This window comes from Levilactobacillus andaensis (assembly GCF_016861695.1).
In the GTDB taxonomy this organism is placed as follows: domain Bacteria; phylum Bacillota; class Bacilli; order Lactobacillales; family Lactobacillaceae; genus Levilactobacillus; species Levilactobacillus andaensis.
Window position 1 is genome coordinate 111,386 of sequence record NZ_BOLP01000007.1, and the last position, 26,285, is coordinate 137,670.

Genomic DNA, 26,285 nt, shown 5'->3' on the forward strand with positions numbered 1-26,285 from the left:
TGTCCAGTAGTTTGTTCGCTGAGTTAACAAATAAGTTAAAAAAATACCGTCACACCTAAAATTGGCATGACGGCAAAAGGTTAATTTTGATGGGAGACCCGGAAGTTGTGGTGTAGTCCGGGCATGATGTGCTTGTCGGCGGCCGCGATGATGACGCCGTTAAAGAAAATCGAGTAGAGCGTTCCCACGTTGACTGAGTACATTTGGTGGGTGTTGATGACACAGATGGCAATCATGATGATTGCGGGGATGAAATCAACGTATTGTGACGCCGTGGCGCGGCCACCGAGGTACATGAATCGGAGAATGTTAGACGTATCATCGTTAGGATGCATAACCAGATTTGCTCGCTGGTAAATGGAGATTGAGCTGGCAAAGATGGTGACGCCAATGATACTGATCAGCATTCGCCAACCGAGCGGCAGGTCGGGAATTCCCAATTTAGCGAAGAGATCGACAAACAGGTCAATAAAATAACTAAAACAGGAAATAAAGGCGACCTCACCAATGAAACGGGGAAGGTCAATCTGCCGAATTAGAATCTGGTTCAGTAAGGCGCTGCACACGCCAATAATCAGGAGAATAACCCCGACATTACCATGAATCCAATAAGCAATGTTGACGGCCGCGGCGGTCCAAATCCCACTACCAGCATTGGTTGAAACGCTCAGTGCATTGCCAAAAGCGTTTAACACCAGGCCAATCAAGAGGGCCACAACCCGATAAGACATGCGATTCTTCGTTTGTTGCTGTTGCAAAACCAATCACCCCTACGGAATTTTCCGGTTGCGCTATTGTTTCATTAGGATTGGGGGTGTCGATGATGGTTAGGATGATATGGCAGCCTCGGAAACGTATTCGTCAAGGTAGTCCCTTGATGAACACACGTAATGAATAAACATAGACGCAGCGGATATTTATTAATTTACTATACAAAAAAATCAGCAACCACGAAGTTAACTTCGTGAAAGCTGATTAGTAAGTGATGGGCAGTCAGGGGATCGAACCCTGGACCCACGGATTAAGAGTCCGTTGCTCTGCCAGCTGAGCTAACTGCCCATGTGATTAAGTTGTCGTATGTCTTCCATATCAACGAGAACTATCATATCATGCAGATGGGGGGTGCGCAACCCCTTTTTAGAAAAAAGTTGATTTTTATTCAAAAATATTGAGTATTTTATCAAACGTAGCGGCGGGAAACCCGCGGAATACCGGGAAATTGCCGCTATATTTTTGGTGATGAAAAAAATTTAAAAAAATCTCGTCTTTCTGTTTTTCGGGGTCTTAGCTAACGGACAGTAGGGACTTTAGCCGGCCAAAAAAGTTAAAATTATTTTCTAACGCGCAAAATTTCGCGCAAATTGCAAGAACAAGTTAGTCACTAGGACCAAATACTAATACCAAGGGAATCTCAGGGCTTGGAGCTGGGTGTGATCATTGGGCTGAGCTTAGCCGCAGGCGGCAGCGAAGCACTCGGCAGGTGACCGGTAGTCGAGTTGGCGACGAGGCATGTTGTTCAGCTTGTCAGCGGTCTTAGCGACATCAGCTGGACTAACGGCATCAAGCGACTCGCCCTTAGGAAAGTCGCGGCGAACCATGCGGTTGTGGACTTCATTAGTACCACGTTCACTGGAGGTATACGGATGCGTAAAGTAGACCGGTGCGACTGATGACATCACTTGAGAAAGGGTCGCAAACTTTGGGCCGTTGTCCGCAGTCATTGACTTGATGATATCTCCGTATTCAGCGATGATTGCTTTCATGATGTAGGCCACGGAATCGGCGTCACGGCCATCAATCAGTCGGATAATCTGAAAGCGGGTTTGACGCTCAATCAGGGTCATAATGACGTTCTCTTGGCCGTCACGCTTACCAACAATGGTATCAACCTCAAAGTGGCCAAACTCTTCACGTGTCGCCACTTCAGCGGGCCGTTCTTCAATGCTTAATCCCAGCAGACGGCTGTTTTTATGAACGGCGTGCTTGGGAAGTCGGCGACTCATCTTCTCAGCGAGATCCAAGTTACAGACCTCTAAGAGTTGTTCGTCGATGTACTTATACAGCGTTTTGGTGCAGACCATCTCGTCAGAACGAAAGAGTCCCAACGCTTTGGCTCGACCCACAGCAGCATCTGGTTCCCAGCCATCAGTTTTAAAGTGCTCAACAAAGAACGCTAAGAAGGCTAGAACCTGATGGAACTTACAAGGACGATGACAGGCCTTACGCTTCTCGTGATACCGCTGTTCAGCCAAGTCCGCCACGTAGATCTCGTAGAACTTTTCCTTACCGTTAACCAGCTGTTTATTGGTCACTAAGCCTCGCTTGATCTCGTTGTTTATAGTCTGTGCACTGACACCAATCAGTTCAGCAATCTTACGGCGAGAATACCCGTCGTGATTGAAGTAGACCTCAATGTTTCCGCGCTCTTTCAAAGTTAGGTGGTGACCCTTGGGACGATTCATGGTAAGCTGTTCTTGCATCAAGACGAATCCCTCTTTCATTGTTTGTGTGAGAACTCCAATGATACCTGAGATTTACGTCTTGGTGTATTTATTTTGTCCTAAATTCTAAGTGGCTAACTTGATTATAAAATTCGCCGCGCAAAATTTCGCTGAAATTCGGTGAATTATTCCCCGGTTATGGAGTTAACCACCGCTGAACGCAGAAATTATTTCTTAATTCTAGCTAAACGAACAACTAATTCAAAATTAATCAAATCAACTATTCAAGCAACAAATTAAAAGCCGACACCAACTGCTCAATAGTTACCGCAGTTCGCTTGCTGCCGAAAGTCGAGAAAAAAACAGGGGTGATTGCAAACTCATTCTGAATACGCACCTACCCCCCCCGGAGAAAATCTGACTAAGTTTTCACGCGTTACCAGCCCAAATGAGTCATCCACATTGCAAATATTAAGAACCGCATCTTATTTCCCGGGAAATAGTTCGTTAAGGGAAGCTTAAATCCCTAGTAGAACGGGACTGAAACGCGCCTCATGATGTGTTATAATTCAGGTAGCGTTCTTTTCCCGGCACTGGAAAGTTATCAGGTCGGGCAACGCGACCTTTAAAAACCACCGGGTCAGCAACAAAGACTGACCCATTATTCCTTGACTTTAAACGAAGAAACATAACCGTACATTAATCGTAGTGGCCCCATTGACGGTGGTAGTATGACACCCAACGGCCGGCCTGCCGGTAATCCTGCAATTATCGGACCCATCTGTATTTCCCTTTAAGGAGGAAATTTTTACTATGCCTAAGAAAATTCTCGTTGTTGATGATGAAAAGCCGATTACTGATATCATGAAGTTTAACCTTGAAAAAGAGGGCTATGAAGTTGACGTGGCCTACGACGGAGAAGCCGCCATTCAACAGGTCGAAGAGGGGAACCCCGACCTAGTGATCCTTGATTTGATGTTGCCAAAAGTTGACGGACTGGAAGTTGCCCGTGAGATCCGTAAGAAGCATGACATGCCCATCATCATGGTGACCGCTAAGGATTCTGAATTGGACAAGGTCCTCGGCCTCGAATTGGGTGCCGACGACTACGTGACCAAGCCATTCTCTAACCGGGAACTGGTTGCGCGGGTCAAGGCCAACTTACGGCGGCAAAATACCGCAGCGCACGCCCAACCCGAAGAACCTGAGAACCAAGACATTGAGATCGGTGATCTGACGATTCATCCAGAAGCCTATTCTGTGTCCAAACGCGGGGCCAACATTGAGTTGACCCACCGGGAGTTTGAGCTACTGCACTACCTGGCCCAACATATTGGCCAAGTCATGACCCGTGAACACCTGTTACAGACGGTGTGGGGCTACGACTACTTTGGTGACGTGCGGACCGTGGATGTGACCGTTCGGCGGCTCAGAGAAAAGATTGAAGATGCGCCGAGTCACCCAACGTGGTTAGTGACGCGGCGGGGTGTCGGTTACTACTTACGGAACCCGGATTCCGACCAGGCTTAAGCTAGCGGTAACGCTAAATCTCGCATTGAGGAGTATGTGACTTCGTGAATAGTAAAATAAAATTTTTCCAGTCGATTCACTTTAAAATCGCGCTGGTCTTCGCGCTACTCCTACTATTGACGCTGGAGATCGTCGGTGCCGTGTTCGTGCGGCAGTTGGAGCGGCAAAATTTAAACACCTTTAAAGCCCAACAGGTCGTGCAAACGTACATCGTCAACCGTTTTTCTGACGAGTTGTCGACGACCAGTACGACCAAGGCCGATAAGCAGATCAAGTCGACATTGTCTGAAATCAACAATACCAATAACGCTCAGATTCGGGTCATCGACAACAAGGGGACCATTCGGGGAACCAATGAAGTCGATAATCAGGGGATCGTTGGGCAAAAAACAACCGATAACAACATTAAAAACGCCATTTATAATAACCGCGACGTGGTTCGGACGACTTATAATTCGCAGAATAATAGCCGTTACTACACCACGATTACGCGGCTGATTCGTACTCAGGGAAATAACAGCGAATTGGTCGGGGTTATTTACATGCGGTCGAGTCTGGATTCGGTCTATCAAAATATCAATCAAATCACGCTGATCTACTTCTCAGCAACGTTTGTGGCGATTATTTTGGGACTGGTCATGGCCATCATTATTTCCCGGGCAATTACGCGACCAATTGATGAAATGAAGAAACAAACGCTACGCATTGCGCGGGGGGACTATTCCGGACACGTCCACGTCTACGGCAACGATGAGCTGGGACAACTGGCGAGTGCCGTCAATAACCTGTCCGTGCGGGTCGAAGAGGCCCAAGAGTCGACTGAGTCCGAACGGCGGCGGCTGGATTCCGTCATGGCCCACATGACCGACGGGGTTATCGCCACCGATCGCCGGGGAAACGTGACCATCATCAACGAAACGGCCACAAGCTTCCTGGATACCGATACGGACGATGCGGTTGGTAAATCCATTCTGGATCTCTTGGCGATTCGCGATGACTACACGTTGCGCGAACTGCTGGAAGACCCGGACGATTTAGTCTTGGATTTTTCGACCAAGGAACACGACCTCATCTTGCAGGCCTATTTCTCACTGATTCAGCGGGAGTCCGGCTTCATTTCCGGGCTGGTCTGTGTCTTGCATGATGTCACCGAACAACAAAAGATCGATCAGGACCGCAAGGAATTCGTGTCTAACGTCTCGCATGAACTGCGGACGCCGTTGACCAGTGTCCGGGCTTACATCGAATCGCTGTCCGAAGGGGCCTGGAAGGATCCCGAGGTGGCGCCGCAATTCTTGAAGGTTACCCAAGAGGAAACCGACCGAATGATTCGAATGATCAATGACCTGTTGACCTTGTCACGGATGGATTCCGGGACGCAAAAGGTCGATCTCGAAATGGTCAACTTAAACGAGCTCTTTAACTATGTCCTCGACCGCTTTGACATGATGCTGAAGCAAGACGACCGGCCAGAGAAGACCTATACCATCAAACGTGACTTCACTAAGCGCGACTTGTGGGTTGAGATCGACACCGACCGGTTCACGCAGGTGTTGGACAACTTAATGAATAACGCCATCAAGTACTCACCAGATGGTGGGGTCGTGACGGCGCGCTTGCTGGAGACGCACAACAACGTTATTCTTAGCGTCTCTGATCAAGGACTGGGGATTCCACGGGCAGATATTCCGCGGATCTTCGACCGATTCTATCGGGTCGACAAGGCGCGTTCACGGGCCCAAGGCGGGACTGGACTTGGGTTAGCCATCTCAAAGGAAGTTGTTCAGATGTTGGGCGGCCGAATTTGGGTCGACAGCCGCGAAGGTCGCGGGTCAACGTTCTACATTTCCTTGCCTTACAAGCCGTACGATGAGGAGGATCTCTGGGATGAAGATAACTAAAGTATTCTTACCACTGGGATTGACCCTTGCCGTCGTCGTGAGTGTGACGCTGTCCGCCATGATTTGGACGAACCCAGCGCAGTATGAACGTAACCGTCAGCGGAGTTCGAATACACCGACAACGGAGCTGAACACGCGGCCGCAAAAGGACGTGTATTTGCCGACGCAGGTCTTGTATAGCAACGACTTAGGGAATCAAGAACTGTTGAATAACCGCAAAGTTAATTTGACCACGGAGATTCGCGAGTCCTTGGCTAAATGGGACTTGGGTCGGGTACAAAAGATTCGGGTCGATTCGCAGACGGATTACATGCACTACCTGAATATGAAGAGTAGTATTTTGATGTCGTACGCGGCACCGATCAACGTTAAAATGTTTAATAAGGTTTTTGGCAGCAGTTTAAATCGTAACAACGCCGAGATTTCGCGGATCATGATCCCCTTGAATGACAGTAAGCACCTGTACCTGTTGAACGACAAGAATCAGGAGGTCTATCAGGTCACGGTGCGCGACCGCAACGTCAAGGAACTCCGCAAGATTCTAAAGGAGAACCTATTTCGGATCAACGTGAAGATGCAGTGGCTGAACAAAGAAGCCGTGCCTTACGTGACCGATAGTGTGACGGTGCCGTCTTACAGCTACTTGGTCAACCAGCAGTCCACGGACTACTTTACGACGCGCCTCCTGAATAAAGGGGAGTCGACCAACGTTTCGGCCAAGAAGAATAAGGACAATACCATCTATAGTGATGGGGCATCGCGGCAATTGACGGTCTACAACAAGCGCGGGACGGCGTTGTTCGAGGACTATAGTGCCTTGCAGTCGACGTTTACGTTCAGTCAGGCGCTGACGGCCAGCTATAGCGCGGTCAAGTCCATTGGGATTCCGATGGAAAACTTGCGCTACTACGGCTACAACGATGCGAAGTCGACGGTCACGTACCGGAGCTTCGTTGAAGGGTTCCCCATTTTTAATCAAAGTAATTACGGCGCGGCCCGGATTCAAATGTTGTCGCAGGGTGTCCGGCGGTATAACTTCTCGTTGTACAGTCTGCAGGTCCCTGTGCCAACCGATAGAAAGGCCGTTTCACTGCCAAGCACGCAGCATGTGATGACTCAATTGATTGCGGCGGGCTACAACAAACGGCACATTTCGACCGTGCAGTTAGGGTATCAGTGGGTGACATCGACGTCATCCGATAAGGTGGTCAACTTGACGCCAACCTGGTACGTTTACTACAACGGGAGCTGGAAGACCTACACGCAACTGCTGAAGCAACAGCAGTAATTCCGGTAAAGGAGGGCGGCCCAGCATGGATTTTCGACGCATTGAATGGTTATTTCTAGTGGCGTTCATCGTCATTGATATTTTCTTGTTTGTCGCCTTCCAGCGCGATACGACGGGTCAGACCGATACGACCTCAAGTAAATCCGCGGATAGTGACACCACGATCGTTAAGGAAATGCACGCCGACGAGATTTCATTTAGCAGTCCGTCCAAGAAGAGCGGCGAGGGCTACTACATTTCTACGACCAACAACGATGGCATTAAGAGCGAATTGACTGAGTTAAGCGACCAAACCGTTCGGTACGAAACGGATGGCCTGATCACGTCGACGTTCAAGACGCCAGTGACCAACGTGGACATCAAGCATCCGGACAAGACGCTGGACACGGTGGTCAATAACGGCGCGCTGATCCTGTACGGGACGCATTACCTGTACAACGCGCAGCTGTCGAGTCGCAATACGATCGTCTATACGCAACACGTGACGGATGGTCAGATCTACTCGCGGTTCGGTGAGATTCGCTTCAGCATGACCAACGATGGCACGGTGACCGGCTACACGCAGGGTTACCTGGCCAACGTGGCGACCTTGCGGGAAAAGACGGATACCATTTCCGAACGCAAGGCGCTGATCTGGCTGTACCAATATAACCAGATCGCCAATAACACCAAGGTCATCTGGACCCAGCTGGCGTACACCCGCTACTTCGATCTGAAGAATAGCAGCGTGTACATTCCGACCTGGGTCATCGCGGTCAAAGCCAACAGCGGCAACAACGCGGGCGTCCTGCAGATCAAGCGGGTCAACGCGTTCACCGGGGCCATTCTCGATACGAACAGTAGCGTGAAGTCGGTCAGTGGTGCGACCAGCATGAGTGAATAAGTTAAATTTGAAATGGGAGATGGGGGACGGTTCATGACGGACCGGCCCTTTTTCTTTGGGCCTGGGGCAAAAGTCTCTGGCCCGTTTTGCGCTCCGAACGTATATGGTCGAAACGTGCGACAAAAAGCAGTCAACTCCGCTTAACCCCGATAGACAAACAATCCAAGACCAGGATTATTCGTCTATCGACGTTAATGCTCATTGACTAACCGCCTTTTGTCCCACTCTCCTTTTCCTTTGGACTGATATTTAGTTACAAAGCCGGCAAGATGCGGTATGATTACGGTATTGAAATTTACGTGTTCTCGGGTAAGTGGTTTGGTGGGTGTTGCAATTTGCCAATCACTACCGCGGGAATAAGAGCTAAGGAGAGGTCGAATTGGATTTGCGGACGAATACAGCAGTAGCAGATGATTTACGCATCAGCGTGTTGTCCAGTGGCAGTACGGGCAACGTGTGCTACGTGGAGAGCCCCAACGAACGGATCATGATCGATGCGGGGTTGAGCGGCAAGAAGATTGAGAAATTAATGGGCGACATCGACCGCAATATGCAGGACGTCAACGCGTTATTGGTGACGCATGAGCATTCGGATCACCGCCAGGCCGTGGGAATTTTGGCGCGGCGCTATGAACAACTGAACGTGTACGCCAACCAGGGCACCTGGGATGCAATGAGTTCGAAAATTGGCAAGGTCGACTTGGCCCAAAAGCATCTGTTTGCGCCGGACACGGTCCAGACGTTTGGCGACATCGACGTGGAAAGTTTCTCCGTGTCACATGATGCGGCGGAACCCCAATTCTACGCAATCCATTACCACGGGAAGACCTTCGTCATTTTGACCGATACCGGCTACGTTTCCGAACACGTCGAGGGTGTGATCGCCGATGCCGACGCCTACTTGCTGGAATGCAACCATGACGTGGAAATGCTGCGGATGGGCGAATACTCATGGCCATTGAAGCAGCGAATCTTGGGCGACAAGGGTCATTTGTCAAACGAAGAGGGTGCCGATGCGTTGATGGACGTGCTGGGTAACCGGACGAAGAAAATCTATCTGGGACACCGGAGCCTGCACAATAACATGCAGTCGCTGTGTCACTTGACGGTGGCCTCGATGATGGAAAACCGGGATTTCGGCGTTGGCCACGATTTCCAGCTGATCGACACGAATCCGGAAGAAGCCACGCCGCTGGTTGCGCTGTAAATAGGCGACCGCGTTTTGTAAGATTCACTAAATTTTAGGACTTCAGCACCGATTCATCAAAAAAACTTCACACTCGGTCGTTATGATAGTATTTATAAACTAGACGGTCGGGGGACGTTGGCCTGCTGACCGACGAATGAGGAGGGTTCGCGCGTTCGCGCAATGCTATGGATAATAACAACAATAATCAATTTAATGATAACAACAATGATAATAGGCAAGAAACTAATAACAGCCAATCAACTAATAATAGTGAGGTAACGCCAACCCCAGAAACGCCTAGACGGCAACGGAAGGGCTTGACCTTAACCAAGGTCGCCGTAACCGCAGCCGTTGCCGGGCTTCTCGGTGGGGGTGTCGCTTACGGTGGTATTAACTACATTAATAATAGTGGGTTAAATGACACGGCTGTTCCTAGTGGGAGTAATACGACCGGGAATACCAAGACTTCAAACGTGACGGTCAACGTGAACAATCAGTCGACCAAGGCGTTCAATCAGGTCAAGGGTGCCATGGTCTCCGTGATCAACCTGCAGAAACAGAGCAACAGCAGTACTTTAGGTCAACTGTTCGGCCAGGAATCCTCTAGCTCGAGTTCGAAGTCGAAGTCAGAACTGGAAGAAGCGTCCGAAGGGTCCGGGGTCGTTTACAAGAAGAACGGCAATACGGCCTACATCGTGACCAACAACCACGTGGTGTCCGGGTCATCGGCGCTGCGTGTGGTGACGAGTTCGGGTAAGCAGCTCCAGGCGAAATTGGTCGGGAAAGACTCCGTGACCGACTTGGCCGTGCTGAAGGTCAATGGCGCGGACTTGAAGACGGTCGCTTCCTTCGGGAATTCCGACAAGATCAAGGTCGGCGAAACGGCGTTGGCAATTGGGTCACCGCTGGGTAGCCAGTACGCGACCTCGCTGACGGAAGGAATCATTTCCGCTAAGAAACGGACCGTGGAAACGACGAACTCGGCCGGCACGCAGACTGGGAACGCAACGGTTATCCAAACCGATGCGGCCATCAACCCCGGCAACTCCGGTGGGGCGCTGATCAACGTGGCTGGCCAAGTCGTCGGCATTACGTCGTCAAAGATTGCCAGTGATGCCGAAGGGACCAGCGTCGAAGGGATGGGCTTTGCCATTCCATCGAACGAAGTGGTCAACATTATCAATCAATTGGTCAAGAAGGGCAAGGTTGTCCGGCCGGCGTTGGGCATCACCTACGTCGATTTGGCCAACGTGTCGAGCTCACAACAGAAGTCGATCCTGAAGTTGCCATCTAGTGTGGAAAACGGGGTCGTGGTGATGAGCGCGAACGCTGGCTCACCGGCGAAGAAGGCTGGCTTGAGCAAGTACGATGTCATTACGGAGATGGGTGGTCACGAGATCTCGGACCAATCCACGTTGCGTGATATCCTGTACACCTACAAGCTGAACGATACGGTCTCGATGACTTACTACCACAATGGTAAGAAGAAGACGACGAAGGTCAAATTGACCGAAACGACGTCGCAATTGAAGACGACCACGTCAGCTAATTCCGAATCATAATTTAGCCAAAATGAAAGCGACCGGTGGGTTTTCTCACCGGTCGCTTTTTGGTTATGATAAACTGTTTAATGAAAAGCCGAAGTTTAAGGACAACTCCAGTTGAATGAAAACGTCTCCGTTGGTTGTCCGGCCGAACGAAAGCACTGAAATGGGACAAGTAATTCAGACGGCAAAATCCGCTTGTGGATAACTGTGGATAAGTCGGGGGACAAAAAAAGAAACGCCCCGGCAAAAAAGTTATAAACAGGTCAGGGCCGGCAATGGAACCGGTGCAAAAGTTATCCACAGACTCGGTGGATAACTGTGGATAGAAAAAGTTTTTAGCTGAATAATGGCGGCTAAACCCAGTAACCATGCGGATTGTAAGCGGATAGTCCGAACGGACGTTTCACCAGAAAACGGTGGATAACTAATTAGAGATTGACATTTTATCAAAAAACAAATGTGGGGGGTCGGTCAAACGGTCACCCCCATATCTAGGAAAACAGGTTGTGCACCTGTGGATAACTTTGTGGACAACCTGTGCACAGGAGGATAATTATGAACATCAAGTTTGTCGTCGTGGGTAAGCTGAAGGAAAAGTACTTCAAACAGGGAATCGCGGAGTACGCCAAACGGCTCTCCAGATTCTGCAAATTTTCAATCGTCGAGGTGCCGGATGAAAAAGCCCCAGAAAGCATGTCGCAGGCAGAAATGGATCAGGTGATGGCGGCGGAGGGCGAACGCATCCTGAGCAAGATCAAGGACCGCGAATACGTCTATGCGTTGGCCATCCTGGGCAAGGAACGCTCATCGGAGGAGTTCGCCAAGGAAATCAAGGACCTGACGACATACGGCCACTCAGACATCACCTTCGTCATCGGCGGCTCGCTGGGCCTCACGCCGGCGGTCTTGAAGCGCGCGGACACCCAGATTTCGTTTGGCCGCTTCACGCTGCCTCACCAGCTGATGCGGTTGGTGCTGACGGAACAGGTTTATCGGGCGTTTATGATTAATGAGGGGTCGCCGTATCATAAGTGATGGGGTTTCTAATTAGATAGTGGTAGCTGATGATTGTGAGGTATTATTAGGTGAGAAGAAGAGAGCATTGAATAGCTGACACGCTGTTCGATGCTCTCTTTTTTAGTCATTTTCCTATTTGATTCATATAATTCGTTCCATTGTATTGGTAGCTAGCAACACGGGAAACCCTACTCTTTGTAGCGACATTAAAGTAGCCTTGGCGCATGTAGCTCTTCATAACACGATACTTGTGACCATTGATTTTACGATGACTAATCCATAATAAAGCCTGATTTGGGTTGAAGGAATATACAGTGCCGCCATATCCTTTGCGTAATTTTTGGACTTTAAGCTTATAGGTACCAGATTTTTTTGAACTATAGACGTACGCTTGGTGCTAGTTGATTTTCTCAAGGGTATCCACCTATCCACCAACAAGCATTGTTCGATTCTCGTTTGAAAACCCTCTAATGAATGTGCTCGATTTCTTTCGAGGTTAAATCTATCTCCCCATTGAGAAAATACGGTTTCAATATACCTTCGATCACGTTTTAATAATTGGTCGTTAACCCTGCCATGAAGCATACTACGGCGTAGGGGTGTCCAAAAGCCAATCCCGTCATCGGCTAACATGTACTTTAAACTTTTCCCCAAATAGCCGACATCAGCTAGAATATATGGGCATACGTATTGGTCTACCAATGTTTGTACCATATTGATGTCGTGAACGGAAGCCGGCGTAATCGTGTACGCAACCGCAATCCCTTGGTCGGTCACTTCAAAACTGCCCTTGAATCCGTAATACCACTGTTTTTTCGTCGCATTAAACCCAATATTTGCGATTGGTTTGAAACGTTTGGCACGATGATTGCGGATCGGATGGCAAACAGGCATTGGAAAACTATCAATAATGGTATACCTTGGCTTGGGAATGACAGTTTTAATCAGGCCGTTACGTATCAATTTGAGTATCGTACCAGCGCGCACGCTAAGCCGGCAAAATCTAGAGCGCTCAGGAAGGTCAGAGAATCCTAGGCTTATAAGCTGTCGGTAAAATCGACGCTGGTCAGTAATGCCCAGTTCAACCTGCCAACAAAGTAAGGCCAATAAGTTAATATCGCTCAATTTGGCCAATTTATAATCGATTAATTTTAGATGATTAGCCGGGAATTTCTTGGCTTGATAACCGTCGTAGATTAGTAGAACCATCTTAGCTATTGCGTCAGAGTGCAGACGCTTCTACTCCTTACGAAGTAAACATGACTCATTCTTTTCGTAGGTTACTGTGACTAGATGTTATAGTATTTGAGATTATCTCTATACTGATTGAGACTGGGTATTCGTCGAGGTGGTGGGTCAGGTTTAAGCAGCCTGAGAATCCGGAAGTAGAGTTTGCTTGATTGCTAATGAATATAATCATTTTTTTATTATGGTTAGAATGCTTTACATGACATAGTCATATAATCAGTATAATTATTGATGGCAAATAAAGCACAGATAAAACCAGTAGTACTGAAAAATGTTCATCTCATGATTTTAAGTAGTAGCCACTATCAAGGCAAGTTTATCTCTGGAGTATATATGGTCGTTATATTTTGATTGTTAGTAATAGAAGATTTTATAGGTAGGTTTAGTTGTAGTAGACATGTTATGTGTTTCACGTGGAACATAGTGATAGATAAAATGAATACGCTTTAAGCCTGGGATGTGTTGGGCTATAAGTGAAAACATTTTCGAAACTGAATAAAGGACGTGCATTATTTCGACAAGCACAGCGTTAATCTGAACGCCATATGCTTTCGAAAAATGCAATTTTAGATGTCTAAAAGATATGTATCTATTTTAAAACGCAAAAAAAAGTACAAAAAATGACGATTGATTTGACAAACAAACTTCATTTGTGGTACTTTATATGTTGGGAGGGATGAAGATGGACCTGAGTAATTTTACACCATATACAGTTTCTCCAGGCGTGTCGACTGTTACGATTGGCAAGAATGGAATGGCGTTCAGCAAAACGGCGGTTATTAGGCTAGGAAAGCCAGAATATGTCGAATTTTTAATAAATGATAAGGACAAAATGATTGCTATTCAAGCCGTAGATGAACAGACGGAGGAGTCAACGTATTTTTTTAAGCCTGGAAGAAAAAATGTTATGGTTCGTTGGAACTATCAGGATTTGATTGAACGAATCAGTGAAATGATGGATTGGGACACAGAAAGTAATACTTATAAGATTAGAGGCGAGTATTATCCGGATGGCAATGTTCTGACGTTCAGTTTAGGCGAAGCTACAATCTTGAAAAAATAACCCTTACTAAAAAAGTGAATAAAAAAAAGCGAACTGATCTGCAAATCAGTTCGCTCGGCATCAAAGTGCCAATGTTAGATTAGTAACTCAATACAAGTTCTATTCTAACAAAAATCATGAGGTACGTAAAACTTTTTTCGTATCTCGTTTTTAAGTCGCTTTGGTGAGTAATTCATTGAGGAGGCTTTTTTATGCGTTTGAACACCTAAGTTCACCAGTCCTGGAATCAACAGTAAGCTAATAAGGGATATAGAAAGGTGAATGAAATGAAAATTAAAATTAAAAGTGCCAAGGACTCGAAAACCAACAAAGTATACGAATTAAAGGAATTGGTGGACTTACCGGATAACTCGGAAATTTTACGCCGTTTGGTATGTGTTCATTGTGGCTGCCTTCTTACATTTACTCATGCGTCGGCTAAAAGGGTCGCTCACTTGAAGACTAGAAATGGACAAAACCATGATGCGGATTGTACTGATTACTTCAAACGTGAAGAGCGTAAGGAGTTGCAGAAGACTGGTGAAATTATTAATGGTCGTTTGGATTCGAATGCTATGCAAAAGCGATTAAAAACAATGCGAAAACGTTTATTTAACCCGAATCCAACAGAAGATGTAAAGCCTAATCCCAAGAGAACTAAAAATAAACCATCTGGTAAAACTACACCTAATACTAAAAGAAAATCAGTTACACGGATTATTCCAACGACGACGCCCACTGCTGGGGTCATTGACGGTGAGAGAAGTGGGAATGTGCATATGACGTACAGAGAGATTGGACAACTTAGCAAACAATCTTTGGGTCAAACGGTAGTGACTGGTGGATATTTGGAAGAAGTATCAGTTTCAGATCGGGATGAAGAACATGCGACAATTGTTCTAGAGTTTAAAGAACATACATTAAAATTGAAGTTGTATCCTGACATTTTTCAATATCAGCAAGGGCTTCACCGACGAATTGAGTCTTTACATGCAAAATTAGGCTTGATGGAACATCAAGTAGAAGTAACATCGGCAGTTGAACTTGGGCAAGATGCTGATGGAAATCTGGAAGCTATTTTACGTGATGAATCTGCCATTGATTTTGATGGAAAACGATTGACAGTATTCCTATCAATTCCAGATTAGCAGTGTAGTAATTAGGAGGGGAGCTATCCCCTTCTTTTTTATCGGCTTAACTAATATTAGGAGTGCTTGTGTAATGAATTAAGTGAAGTGGCTTCTTAAAGTTGGACACAGAATTAGAATGTTTACTGGATAGCGGATTTTCGGTATTTTTCCGGGGACTTGTCATCCAATTTTGTTGATATCTTAGGCCTGGTTGAACACGCTAAAGCGTGTAAAGTAATAAGCCACCCGCTATGCGGACGGATGGTAAATCAGTAGTCGATTCATTTTAGATGATTGGTCGGGAATGATTCAGCATGATTATCCTCGTAGATTATTAGGACCATCTTAGCTATCGCGTCAGAGTGCAGACATTTCTACCCCTTATGACAATGAACGTGACCCATTCATTCCTTAGGTCATTTCAATTGAGTTTTACGTGTTTTGAGCTTATTCTTGCACGGGTTTAGGCTTATGAGGGTAGGGCAGTCCCAATCTTCCTGATAGCCGGTGGATTAGTGAAAATAGGGATTCATCTGCAAAATAATAAAAGCGCAAAATAATAAAAGCCGACTCTGCAAGAGATTGCCTTAGGTATGAATTGCATGTGTTCTGAGTGGTCTAGTTATTTAATTCAACAGCTACAAGCTGAACAAGATTTTTAGGGAAACTATCACGCACATTCTTGAGTGCTGATGGTTTACTTGATGGATTTGAGTTGCGATTTTTTTCTAGGTAACGTTTTAATGAAGTAGTAGCATTGACGATAGCTTCTGCATAGTTTTCGCCAGATACCGTTAGTTCAGGGATGTCGGGGAAAACTACGGTAATAGGGTGACCAACTTGACTAAAGACAGCTGGATAAGATGTGAATTTTGATTCGGACATGATAAAAGTACCTCGCTATGGAATTTTTTTGAGTAGACTAGTAGTGTGTAATTATACGTTGTGCCTTGGGTATGTCAAGCAGTATTGGAAAATTGGCTATGTCATTCAAAAGGTGAAGAAGTAGATATAATGAGTTGTAATTGGTTATGAAGGTAGAGAGTCAATACTTACTGGTTGGGGAATGGAGCCCAAGATGATTCCATTAGAGTTAATGTGGTGGATTATCGCAAAGTAGGTCATTACGGATTTTCGTATCATAAGTGATAGGGATTTCTGATTATTGGATATTATTTGGCGAAGCATTTTTTGTAGTCAGAGTTACATAAGGAGAAGAGCTATGGATATTCTTGAGAAGGTTCAGCAGTTACAACATCAAATTCAGCACTTTCAGGAGATGGATAAGAAACAGATGTCTCAGCAAGAGCTGCTCAAAGCAATTATGGAAGCCATGACAATAAATGGTCAATATGAGCTGCCGGAAAAAATTGTGCGATATGGACCGAATATAAATTTATATCGTGCCAGGAAACTTCAATCGAGTAATATGAATACTCTCTTGAAATGGACTGAGCAAGACTATTGGGAGGTACCATCGGAATTTGTTAGTAACTTTGGTAGATTAAATGAGCCACATGAGTCAATTTTTTACGCTTCTTTAGATTTTTCACAAACATTGAATGAAATTAGAGCTGCCGATGGAGAATTTGTCGCTATTAGCCGTTATAATATTACTCAAGAGTTTCCTAGTGTAGTAATAAGTAATATGTCCAGATATATCAGACGCTAAGATGGGAAAAGAAGATAGGATTTTAGCCAGCATAAGAAATGATTTCTTGAGGGTTGAATTTACACGTGATGTCGCCCCGGGCCTCGAGCATCTGTATAGGGTTTCCAATCAAATCGTTAAAGATGACTTTGATTTGCCAGAAGAGATGTCAAAGGCATGGACGTATCCGGCAATTCAGAATAAGGTTAATTATAATATTGGGATGAGACCAGCGATTGCGCACCAACTACTGAGTTTTTGTGGAGCAGCTGTCGGAAAAGTGATTACTCAAGGTGAAGATAGAGGGATTGCGGATATCCTTTTAGTTGATTCACAATTTCAGCCGCTACGTGTGACAGATGAATCTTTAAAGGCTATCATGCCTAACTTACGGAAGCAGGATTAGCGATACTGATATGGTTGAGTAAATTTAGTCGCTCAATTTAAAATTGAAGTACAACACTAGATTCATATTTACCGGTCCGTTTCCACTAATAATGCCTAAAACGGTCTCTAAGACCAGAAATCGATAGTGAACCCCAAACCATCCTAAGCAGTTAAAAGGCCAGTACGCCAACTTTCTCCTTGCCAAAAAGTAGAAAGATATGATGAAACTGAATAATAATGCTTTCGTCCGAGCGACCATTCATTTTTTAGTGACTTTAGCTGAATGCTATATTAAAATAAGATTAGAGAATGTCAAGGAGGATGAAAAATGATTCGCATTCAAGACTACACGCCGGACCTAAAGGAAAGTTGGCTCCGTTGTCGCGCATTGGCTTACATGCATAGCTCGTTTACCGATGAGATCACTAATCAGCGGGATGATATTCCCGCAAACCGTAGAATTTCTTTAGTTGCAATGAGTGATAAACAAGTTGTTGGTCTGGTTGATGCCGTCTATTTGGATGCGACTCAGGCTAACCCCGAAAGTTATGGGTTTAAGGCGGGTACTGTGCTGACCACGCTTGATGCGGTGGCTACGCATCCTGACTACCAGCATCGGGGGATTGCAAGAGATTTGATTAACGAGGTTATTCGCCGACTACAGCCACGGGGTGGGGAACTCCTGATTTATACGCTAGATGACGTGCCAGCCAACAGTCTGTATCGCTCACTGGGTGCTCAACTGTGTTATCAGGCGTCCATTGTGACCGCCCATAGCCAGCACAACCAAGTCCCCTTGTGGACTGACTTTAAAGTTAATACTGAACATGAAGTTGACGTTTACGACACGGATGGTAACAAGGTTGATTACGCAATTGATTCGGAAACGTACTACGTTGGCCAGAAAAGGCACATTGCCGAATTGGACAAGATAACTAAGATTTCGACTGAGCACGTGTACACACTAAAGTTATCAGATGAAGTTTAAATTGACTAACTCTGTCGCTTGGATAAATAATGGCGGCCTGATGCTAGTGGTTTACTAGTGAAACCCGTATGCCGTAATTTAAAATGACCGACAAGTGATGAGGTGTCGGTCATTTTTTTACTCAATTTCCCCAAGTTTTTCAGGACTAGCCCCATCCGCCACCAATTGCTCAAACTCCGCGTGAACGATTCGTTCACAGCAAATAGTGAATACTTTCGGTTCCGGCCTACAACGCCGTCTTGTAATACCACTTCTTCCACCGCAGAAAGTCCAATGTGTGCTGTAACCGAGCCATTTTGCTTACCAATTTTTACTCGTGGTCCGCTAAGAAGTCGTAGTGCGCCTGTAGGGTAGTGTCGTTGGTCACGCACAGGTTGATGATTGATTCGGGAATCGTTCGCCCTTAAATTCCTAATAGGATGGGGGGACCTTCTGTGGTGCTAGCTTAATTTGAATAGATTAGGCTTGTTTTCCGAAAGAACTTCTTATAGCATGAGATTAGAATCGAAAGATGTTTCACATGAAACATTTATAGAGTTTAAGCAGATTGTGAAGAAGGCCAGATATAATGAAGCTAGAAATTTATCAAGATACGCAACGGGATCGAGAATGTATCGCACAGTATCCCCTGAAAGACCCAACGTTTACTGCCACCCCGCGGCAGGCACTCGCGATTGCACTGGGTGACCCGGAGCGAATGCCCATTCTAGTTATGGTAGGTTCTGAAATGGTGGGATTCTTTGTCTTGACTAGAAATGAAGATGTTCGCGAAGTGGGGGCTGATCCAGCAACGGCAATTTTGATTCGGTCACTGTCGGTGTCAGAAACACAGCGTGGAAAAGGCATTGCAACTCAGATGTTACAGCAATTACCCGCTTTTGCCCGAGAACACTTTCCATTGGCAACTACATTAAATCTCGCAGTAGAAGCTGAAAACGTCCCAGCCCAAAAGCTGTATGACAAAGTGGGCTTTGTAGATACAGGTCGTCGACGTTTTGGTCAATATGGCGAGCAGTATATTCTGACGAAGGCACTCTAGCATTTGGGAGCGGACATTTTTTCTAGTTATACTGGTGTTGTTACGACACGGAAGATGAATTGACGCCGTACACGATCGAAAAAACTAGTATCGATGACTTTCGCCACCAGCACTAAATAATATCGAGTAGTAAAGGGGTAACCGACATTTCTATAATAATGTTGGTTACCCCTATTTTGTATAAGGAGTCTTAGAAGAGGAATACGCAGGGATAACCCCGGTAGAATTCGGGCTTGGAGGGACGGTGATTAGCAAGGTGAGAACAGTATTATATAGTAGAAATACGATAAGGTCTAACGGAAATAGTTTAAGAGTTATCACAACTGTTTTAATGTATAACACACCAACCATATGAATAGTATTATATTTTACATATGATATTCATAACTTTTTCATATTTGATTGGTATTCTTAGTTCATTGAATAACAAGACAGCTCGACACCCGCTTGATATGGAGGAGTGCCCCATGAAAAAATGGCTAAGAATATTTTTCCTAGTAACCTGTCTCATTGGTTTGACATCGATTGTACGGATCCAAGCACACAAGCGCGATGGCGTTATCCGTACGGCGGCCCTCCAAGATAAATCTGGCGGGGACGTAAAAAACATTACGAGTCATCAGCCGGAAGACCTGCAAGCGGCGATGACACTCAAGGTACCGGCAGGGGATACGGTCATCGCATTAGAAAATCAGGAGCACGCACAATTTGTTCGTGAAGAAATTACTGATTTGAAACCGGAGAACGACATCACGGCTGAGATTGATCAAGAGGGCAGATTACTCCTCAACAACGATCAAGACCAGGCCCAAAAAGTAAAAGTGGTCGTGCCCGTGAAGGTAGCCGACCCACTGATGATGGACGAGTTACAGCTTGAATTACAAGTTGTGAACACAAACGAAACGTACGGGCTCGCTACGTTAGCTGTTAAGGCAGATAGCGATAAGGGTTCGGAGACGACAACGGAGAATGACAACAACAGTAATAATGACAACGACAAGCCTGCTACTGACAACAATAATAGTAATAACAACAGTAATAGCAGTAGCAAAGTTACTTCAAGCTCAAAATCAGCTGCAAAACAAAAGACGAGTCAAAAATCACAATCGGCCAAGCAACGGTCACGGTCAACGAAATCCAAGACGGCAACAACGTCTAGCAGCAAGTCAGCAAGCGAAGAAGCCGCAGATGACGATGCGGACGCTGACGCGGAACCTGCGACTAAGATTAGTCGGATGAGCCAAACGGTTGATCCAGCTAATCAGCTGACGGGGGCCGCAATTAAGATCCAACGTGGGCAGGTTAAAATTGGAAGCTGGTCCGATGACAAGATGGTAATTGGGGGAACGCTTCGAAAACAAGAAGGTGTTGAGGTCGTTCCTAAGTCGTCAGGTGCTAATGGAGATAATGTTGAGGGCTTTTACACTGATACTTTCTTTAGAACACACTATTACGTCTCCTTTCAGCAAAAGGCCAATGCACAATCACAGGTCATGGTGTTAGGGAGTAAATCATCGCCTCAAAATGACCCATCGCTGGATGGCCAAACTATCAGTGTTTATTATCCCAACGTTGGTGTCTATACAGACTCAAGTAACTCGGAAAAGCAAATGGGCGCTATCGCTGAGATTTCAAATATGGAATACCACGAGTACGTTATCGACAATAAAGATCGGCGTCAGCCAGCCTACATTGATTTCTCTAGCAACTTCTACTCTGGCATCATCTACAATGGGATTCATAAATTTGATCTGGACATCACATTTACGAATGAAGACGGAACCAGGGCCCTTGATTTCCCTAAAACGGATGGAAGCGAATATAAGTCCTACTTCACATTTGGTTCGTTAAATGGTAATGACAATAATCGCCACGAATGGGCCGGTACAAAATCGGACCGAAAAGGGATGCTGTCTGAGCCTACAACGGTTAAAGATCATGGGAACGGTTGGTATGAAGGTGTCGGTGAAGGTGTCTATGATAAAGATGAGGACACCGGTGAATACCTCCCCCATATGGGAGAAAACCAATGGGGTGACTTCCTTGGCTCCCCCAACTATGAGAAGGGTGCTGTTTCTTTCCCATTAGTGGGCGTGACACACGAATTTATGTTAAGAAGTGATGCCGGTTTCACTTGGCAGTCATTCTCTACTGGTTCGATTGTTCCTCTAGAACCAGAGAAACCTCTGAAGACGGTCGACCGTTCGAAGAAATTTGGGATTGAAAACAACGACTTGCACGGGGCGACGATTAATCGTGATAAGGATGATATAGACAGTTTTAACTACACGGTTTATCAGAAAACTTACAGCATTCCGGACGAATCTATCGCGAAACCAAACCGGATTACGCTGACAGATACGTTACCCGATGGGATGTCGACCACCTTAGGCAGTATTCGACTGTACAATACGGATGGTCAAGTGGTGACTGATTTTGCTTCTGACGAGCTTGGGATAGTAGCTCCTGACGACCGAGGAAAAGTGACCATTAATGGTCAGAAAGTGACCTATGAGTTATCCGATAAAGAAATTGAAAAGCTAGATTTTAATGGTGGCTACTTTGCCTTCCAGATAACGATCCAGATTGACGATAACTTTGTCGGTACCTTTAAAAACAAAGCCAATGTCCGCTTCTATTCCGACAAGGACTACGATTGGAACAACGACACGAATGAAGTGGTAACCCATTTGAATCGTGGATTGACGTTGAGAAAGATCGGTGACAATCGTTGGAATCCTGCTGACACTGAAAGACTCAAAGATGTTGTCTTTAATATTGAAGGTGGGAATGACCAGCGAACGATTGGAACCAATGAAGATGGCGAAATCGTTCTGGAAAAGATGAACTCAAAAGAAGTGTACACGTTTACTGAAGAAGTTCCGGAAGGTTATGTTTCGCCGCAGAAATTCACCGTGGCATACAAAGACAATCGTTGGGAAATCACTAGCGGTTCAGCCCAGGTAGAAATTACCAATGATAAAAACAGCCAACTGATTACCGTGAAGAACCAGGTTGAACGAGGCGACTACCAATTTAAGAAGATTGATGGAACTGACGACACGCAACTGGCAGGTGCTGAGTTTATCATTCGCAGCAAGTCCGGCAAGTACTTGACGTTTGACAGCGACGGCAAGATGAAAGGTACGGTAGAAACGCCGGAAGAAGCAACTAGACTGACGAGTTCCGCGAAAGAAACGACTAAAGTCACGGGACTCCCGTACGGCAAGTACAAGCTGATCGAAGCCAAGGCGCCAGACGGATATGTTGTTGGCGCAACGCACAAATTTACCGTTTCAAAAGACTCAGGAACTAAAGTGATGGACATCAAGAATGACCCTTACAGCCTGCCAATCACTGGGGGCCGGGGCATCATCTGGTTCATCGGTTTAGGGCTCATACTCACCCTATCGGCTCTCGCCCTTTGGCGCACACACCCTAGAGGAGGATAACCCATGAAATTCACAAGATTACGACAACTGGCCCTGGCGACGTTCGCCTTCTGCGGCCTCACACTAGGTGGTCAGCTGACCGCAACCGCTAGCGAATCAATTCCGAGTGAAGTCACGATGGTGCTGCACAAGATGGAAAATGAATCCGACGCTAAGATTAAAAATACCGGCGATGAAATAACAAATTTGGGAGATAAAGTGGTTCCCTACGATGCCGACAAGTTTGGTAATGTGACCTACAGCATCTATGACGTGACAGACTACTTCAAAGGTAAAGATGGCATTGAAGGTCAAGTGAACAACAAAGAGTTCGTAAGACAGCGGAATGCGATGATTAAGGATATCGTAGGTGGAAAGACAGATCCAAAAGAGTTGATTCAGGCTCAGGAAGACTTTGTGGAGAAGGAAAAGTTAAAGCTAGTTACGACGCAAGAGTTGTCTGGCAAAAGCGGTAGACTGGAGTTTGATAAGAAGTTAACGAATAGCGGCTTCTACCTGATTATGGAAACTGCCGCACCTACCAAGTATCTGACGGGATTGTCAGCACCGATGATTATTGGGCTACCGCTGACCGATAAAGACACGATTCACCTATACCCTAAGAACGTTGTTGCCGATAACGTGGACCCTACGATTCATAAGGTGGGGATTGACCCGGAAAATCCAACTAGTGATGTTCACGTCGCATTGGAAAATGTTTCTTTCGAGTTAAAACGGGATGATGGAGAGCTTTTAGGAAATAAGGAGTTAACTCAAATACTAACTACTGGTGAGAATGGAAAGGTCGAATTCGGCGGCTTGAAAGCTGGTGTATGGTATGTGCTGACGGAATCCTCAATTGCTGATTATCCTTGGTATCATCAAACGGAAATTAAGGACCACAAAGTTTCTCTGAAATTTAAGGTAGATAAGTCTGGCAAAATCACAGATTATGAAGCAAGTCCGAATAAAAAATACTTCAAGATTGAAGAAGACCAAATTGGTATTCTGAACTACCTGATCCTAGGTAATGCCAGCTTCGTGAAGTTAGACGGTAAGACAAACAAAACATTGGCCGGCGCGAAATTTAAGGTCCAGGGTATCGATGGAGAAGGCCAGATGACTTGGGCCGTGCTTGATGGCAACCAGTTTGTGAAGTGGACTGACAAGAAGAGTGAGGGTACAGAATTAGTATCCGACGAAGATGGGACTTTTGCCATCACCGGTGTCCCTTACGTTTACGACCAAAAGGTACGCAATATCCAGCAGTACAACTTAGTCGAAACGCAAGCGCCAACCGGCTATGCGCTCTTGAAGCAGGCAACTAAGTTTGAGTTCACTGAAAAAGAAATCACTGAAATCAAACCCCAAATCATCGAAAACGAACGCTACGCCTTACCAATCACCGGTGGAATGGGTATCTGGCTGTTCCTCCTCATCGGGGCAATCCTGATGGGTGGCGCAGGCTTCATGTACTACCGGCACCGGAAAATGGCGTAAGGTAAACCGACACTCAGACAACTAGAGAAGGGGGGACCCCCACATGCGTAAATGGCTAGCAATCCTACTATTTTGCTTAGGCCTGGGCCTTATCGGTTACCCGGCCGCGAGCAACGTGGTGACCCGCTGGCGACAGCAGGGGGTCCTCGTTGCGTATAAAAACCAGCTCCAGACGGCGAGTGCGAGGCAACTCAAGGCGCTCCAAGGCTCCTTACAGCAGTCCTCAGGCAACCAAGAAGCAACGGTGAAGGACCCATTTAAAAAGGATGGCAAACAGTTCGTCGAGACCAAACCCGTGGCGCTAGTGGCGATTCCCAAGATCGACGTGGAGCTGCCCGTGTTTGTCGGTACCAGTGAAAAAGTCCTCCAGAAATACGCCGGACTGGTTCATGGGACGGACATTCCGCAGGGTGAAAAGGACCAACACAGTTTGATCACAGCCCACGGCGGCTTGCCCGGGGCCCAGCTGTTCACCGATCTCTGGCGGGTGGACCGCGGCGACCGTTTTTACCTCAAAAATGCTTACGGGTTGATGACCTACAAGGTGACCTCGATTCGCACGGTGAAGGCGGCAACGCGGCAACCCATCAGCCGGTCGGCGGCGAAAAATCAGGTAACGCTGATGACTTGCACGCCGTATATGATCAACACGCACCGTCTGCTGGTGACCGGTCAACGAATCCCCAACGAAACGGAGACGATTCCCAAAGGCAAGTTCGTCTGGACCCGCTACAAGAAAGTGGTTCTGGCGTTGGCAATTCTGGCACTCATGGCGGGTGCGTGGGTCGGTTATCGACGCTACCGCCGCAAGAAAGGAGGGAAGCTAAATGGCAACAGGTAAGCGACATGCAAAAAGAACTTCCCTCTGGTTAGCGGCGGTGATGTTTCTCATCGGGAGCGGATTGGTCCTGATGGGACTAACGCAAAACTCCTCGGTGACGCGGCTGAGCGAGGCGGCAACGCGAGGGATGACGGCGGAGAGTGTCCAGGCGGCAACCAAAAAGGTACAGGCCGAGCGAGAGCAGGGCAAAGTGGACCCGTTCAACTACGAGAAGACGTCTCAGCTAACCCCACTAGCGGTTGCGGGGTATGGCATACGTGAATTGACCGGCACCAGTGACTACGGGGCGGTTGGCCAGATTCGGGTCCCAGCGGTTGGACTGGACCTACCGATCGGTATCGGTGTCGGCAATGCCGTTCTGGTCAGGGGGGCGGGAACCCTCAAGGCGGACCAACGCATGGGCCAAGGCAATTACGCGCTGGCAGGTCACTATATGACCACCAAGCGGCTCCTATTTTCCCCACTAAAAGGGGTTCGCAAAGGAGATAGCGTGTACCTGACAGATAAGCGGCAGGTGTATCGCTACCGGGTCACGCGGGTCCAAGTGATCGACCGGCATAAAGTCGACGTCATCGACGATGTTCCCGGCAAAAAGCTGGTGACGCTGATCACGTGTAACTCGGCTAGGCGGGGCGAGCCCAAACGGCTGGTGGTGCAAGGTGAGTTGCAGTCGGTGAAGGCGGCTAAAGTGGGAATAAAAAGTTAGATGATACAATAAAGGCCCGGCATTTGCTGGGCCTTTATTGTGCAGCTTTTTTAGGTGCTAGGTTGGTTGTTAACATGAGATTGCTGATGTATGCTTTAGAAGCAAGCTAATGAAATTCACGTGTTTTGGAAATTAGGAATGCCGGCGTAGTGGGATTTGTTTAGTGTGTTCCCCGTGTATACGGGGGTGATCCTGAAGCTGACTTGGAAGAAATCAACCGGGCTTCGTGTTCCCCGTGTATACGGGGGTGATCCCTGAGCATAGGAGGAAAAAACATGAGTGACAAAGTGTTCCCCGTGTATACGGGGGTGATCCCACGTCATCCCCACCGCCATTGACGACCCAGTAGTGTTCCCCGTGTATACGGGGGTGATCCTCGTGAAGGTTGGCAAATGCGTATTCCTTACCAGTGTTCCCCGTGTATACGGGGGTGATCCCAAGTTGGAAAGCCTTTTGATAGCCAGGCCAAAGTGTTCCCCGTGTATACGGGGGTGATCCTGGAGCGCATAGGCTTCCAAGTGAACTT

The 26,285-nt window shown here is 46.7% G+C and carries 20 protein-coding genes, 1 tRNA gene, 1 pseudogene and 1 CRISPR repeat array (1 of these 23 cut by a window edge); of the genes and pseudogenes, 17 read left to right on the forward strand and 5 right to left on the reverse strand.

Features of this window, described 5'->3' with window-relative positions:
• Window positions 1-80 precede the first annotated feature (80 nt).
• The 3 genes from JUF10_RS07345 to JUF10_RS07355 form a co-directional block, all read right to left on the reverse strand.
• On the reverse strand, window positions 81-758 hold the full coding sequence (locus JUF10_RS07345; RefSeq protein WP_236008184.1) for a DUF6198 family protein: 678 nt from the start codon (window positions 756-758) through the stop codon (window positions 81-83).
• A 228-nt stretch (window positions 759-986) separates the two neighbouring features.
• Window positions 987-1,059 (reverse strand) — tRNA-Lys (locus JUF10_RS07350).
• A gap of 389 nt (window positions 1,060-1,448) precedes the next feature.
• On the reverse strand, window positions 1,449-2,501 hold the full coding sequence (locus JUF10_RS07355; RefSeq protein ID WP_203641568.1) for an IS30 family transposase: 1,053 nt from the start codon (window positions 2,499-2,501) through the stop codon (window positions 1,449-1,451).
• 753 nt (window positions 2,502-3,254) lie between these two features.
• Here JUF10_RS07355 and yycF point away from each other — a divergent pair.
• The 7 genes from yycF (at window position 3,255) to rlmH (ending at window position 11,814) form a co-directional block, all read left to right on the forward strand.
• Complete coding sequence (gene yycF / locus JUF10_RS07360) at window positions 3,255-3,971, forward strand: response regulator YycF (protein WP_048733642.1); 717 nt, start codon at window positions 3,255-3,257, stop codon at window positions 3,969-3,971.
• Between the two features lie 44 nt (window positions 3,972-4,015).
• Window positions 4,016-5,872 (forward strand): cell wall metabolism sensor histidine kinase WalK, encoded by a 1,857-nt coding sequence (walK, locus tag JUF10_RS07365; protein ID WP_203641569.1) that lies wholly within the window; start codon window positions 4,016-4,018, stop codon window positions 5,870-5,872.
• Entirely contained in the window at window positions 5,859-7,160 is a 1,302-nt protein-coding gene (locus JUF10_RS07370; protein WP_203641570.1) for a YycH family regulatory protein, read from the forward strand. Before walK ends, JUF10_RS07370 begins: the two co-directional genes overlap by 14 nt.
• Before the next feature lie 25 nt (window positions 7,161-7,185).
• The gene (locus JUF10_RS07375; RefSeq protein WP_203641571.1) at window positions 7,186-8,043 is read left to right on the forward strand and encodes a two-component system regulatory protein YycI; all 858 of its coding nucleotides are present in this window, start codon (window positions 7,186-7,188) and stop codon (window positions 8,041-8,043) included.
• A gap of 379 nt (window positions 8,044-8,422) precedes the next feature.
• A complete protein-coding gene (locus tag JUF10_RS07380; RefSeq protein ID WP_125688313.1) occupies window positions 8,423-9,250 on the forward strand; it encodes an MBL fold metallo-hydrolase in 828 nt (275 codons plus the stop codon).
• A gap of 167 nt (window positions 9,251-9,417) precedes the next feature.
• Window positions 9,418-10,794 (forward strand): S1C family serine protease, encoded by a 1,377-nt coding sequence (locus JUF10_RS07385; protein WP_373301301.1) that lies wholly within the window; start codon window positions 9,418-9,420, stop codon window positions 10,792-10,794.
• Window positions 10,795-11,334: 540 nt separating this feature from the next.
• Window positions 11,335-11,814 (forward strand): 23S rRNA (pseudouridine(1915)-N(3))-methyltransferase RlmH, encoded by a 480-nt coding sequence (gene rlmH, locus JUF10_RS07390; protein ID WP_048733629.1) that lies wholly within the window; start codon window positions 11,335-11,337, stop codon window positions 11,812-11,814.
• 408 nt (window positions 11,815-12,222) lie between these two features.
• Here the strand turns inward: rlmH and JUF10_RS07395 are convergent.
• Window positions 12,223-12,939 (reverse strand): annotated as a pseudogene (locus JUF10_RS07395) (IS982 family transposase); the annotation flags it as partial.
• A gap of 787 nt (window positions 12,940-13,726) precedes the next feature.
• On the opposite strand from JUF10_RS07395, the gene JUF10_RS07400 reads away from it, so the two are divergent.
• On the forward strand, window positions 13,727-14,107 hold the full coding sequence (locus tag JUF10_RS07400; RefSeq protein WP_203641574.1) for a hypothetical protein: 381 nt from the start codon (window positions 13,727-13,729) through the stop codon (window positions 14,105-14,107).
• A gap of 257 nt (window positions 14,108-14,364) precedes the next feature.
• On the forward strand, window positions 14,365-15,234 hold the full coding sequence (locus tag JUF10_RS07405; protein ID WP_203641575.1) for a hypothetical protein: 870 nt from the start codon (window positions 14,365-14,367) through the stop codon (window positions 15,232-15,234).
• A gap of 600 nt (window positions 15,235-15,834) precedes the next feature.
• On the opposite strand, the gene JUF10_RS07410 is transcribed toward JUF10_RS07405, so the two are convergent.
• Window positions 15,835-16,101, reverse strand: coding sequence for a type II toxin-antitoxin system HicB family antitoxin (locus JUF10_RS07410; protein ID WP_203641576.1), 267 nt, complete (start codon window positions 16,099-16,101; stop codon window positions 15,835-15,837).
• 337 nt (window positions 16,102-16,438) lie between these two features.
• Here JUF10_RS07410 and JUF10_RS07415 point away from each other — a divergent pair, with 337 nt between their 5' ends.
• From JUF10_RS07415 to JUF10_RS07450, 8 genes are all read left to right on the forward strand, one after another.
• Window positions 16,439-16,888, forward strand: coding sequence for a hypothetical protein (locus JUF10_RS07415; RefSeq protein ID WP_203641577.1), 450 nt, complete (start codon window positions 16,439-16,441; stop codon window positions 16,886-16,888).
• Between the two features lies 1 nt (window position 16,889).
• The gene (locus JUF10_RS07420; protein WP_203641578.1) at window positions 16,890-17,273 is read left to right on the forward strand and encodes a hypothetical protein; all 384 of its coding nucleotides are present in this window, start codon (window positions 16,890-16,892) and stop codon (window positions 17,271-17,273) included.
• A gap of 309 nt (window positions 17,274-17,582) precedes the next feature.
• Window positions 17,583-18,242 (forward strand): GNAT family N-acetyltransferase, encoded by a 660-nt coding sequence (locus tag JUF10_RS07425; RefSeq protein WP_203641579.1) that lies wholly within the window; start codon window positions 17,583-17,585, stop codon window positions 18,240-18,242.
• A 568-nt stretch (window positions 18,243-18,810) separates the two neighbouring features.
• On the forward strand, window positions 18,811-19,281 hold the full coding sequence (locus JUF10_RS07430; RefSeq protein ID WP_203641580.1) for a GNAT family N-acetyltransferase: 471 nt from the start codon (window positions 18,811-18,813) through the stop codon (window positions 19,279-19,281).
• 467 nt (window positions 19,282-19,748) lie between these two features.
• A complete protein-coding gene (locus JUF10_RS07435) occupies window positions 19,749-22,733 on the forward strand; it encodes an MSCRAMM family protein (RefSeq protein WP_203641581.1) in 2,985 nt (994 codons plus the stop codon).
• Window positions 22,734-22,736: 3 nt separating this feature from the next.
• On the forward strand, window positions 22,737-24,212 hold the full coding sequence (locus JUF10_RS07440; protein ID WP_203641582.1) for a SpaA isopeptide-forming pilin-related protein: 1,476 nt from the start codon (window positions 22,737-22,739) through the stop codon (window positions 24,210-24,212).
• Window positions 24,213-24,255: 43 nt separating this feature from the next.
• Window positions 24,256-25,053, forward strand: a complete 798-nt coding sequence (locus JUF10_RS07445; RefSeq protein ID WP_203641583.1) for a class C sortase — start codon at window positions 24,256-24,258, stop codon at window positions 25,051-25,053.
• A complete protein-coding gene (locus JUF10_RS07450; protein WP_203641584.1) occupies window positions 25,040-25,759 on the forward strand; it encodes a class A sortase in 720 nt (239 codons plus the stop codon). The genes JUF10_RS07445 and JUF10_RS07450 overlap by 14 nt, the downstream gene beginning before the upstream one ends.
• A 165-nt stretch (window positions 25,760-25,924) precedes the next feature.
• Window positions 25,925-26,285: a CRISPR direct-repeat array (repeat unit 28 nt; unit sequence GTGTTCCCCGTGTATACGGGGGTGATCC); it runs 399 nt beyond the window's last position.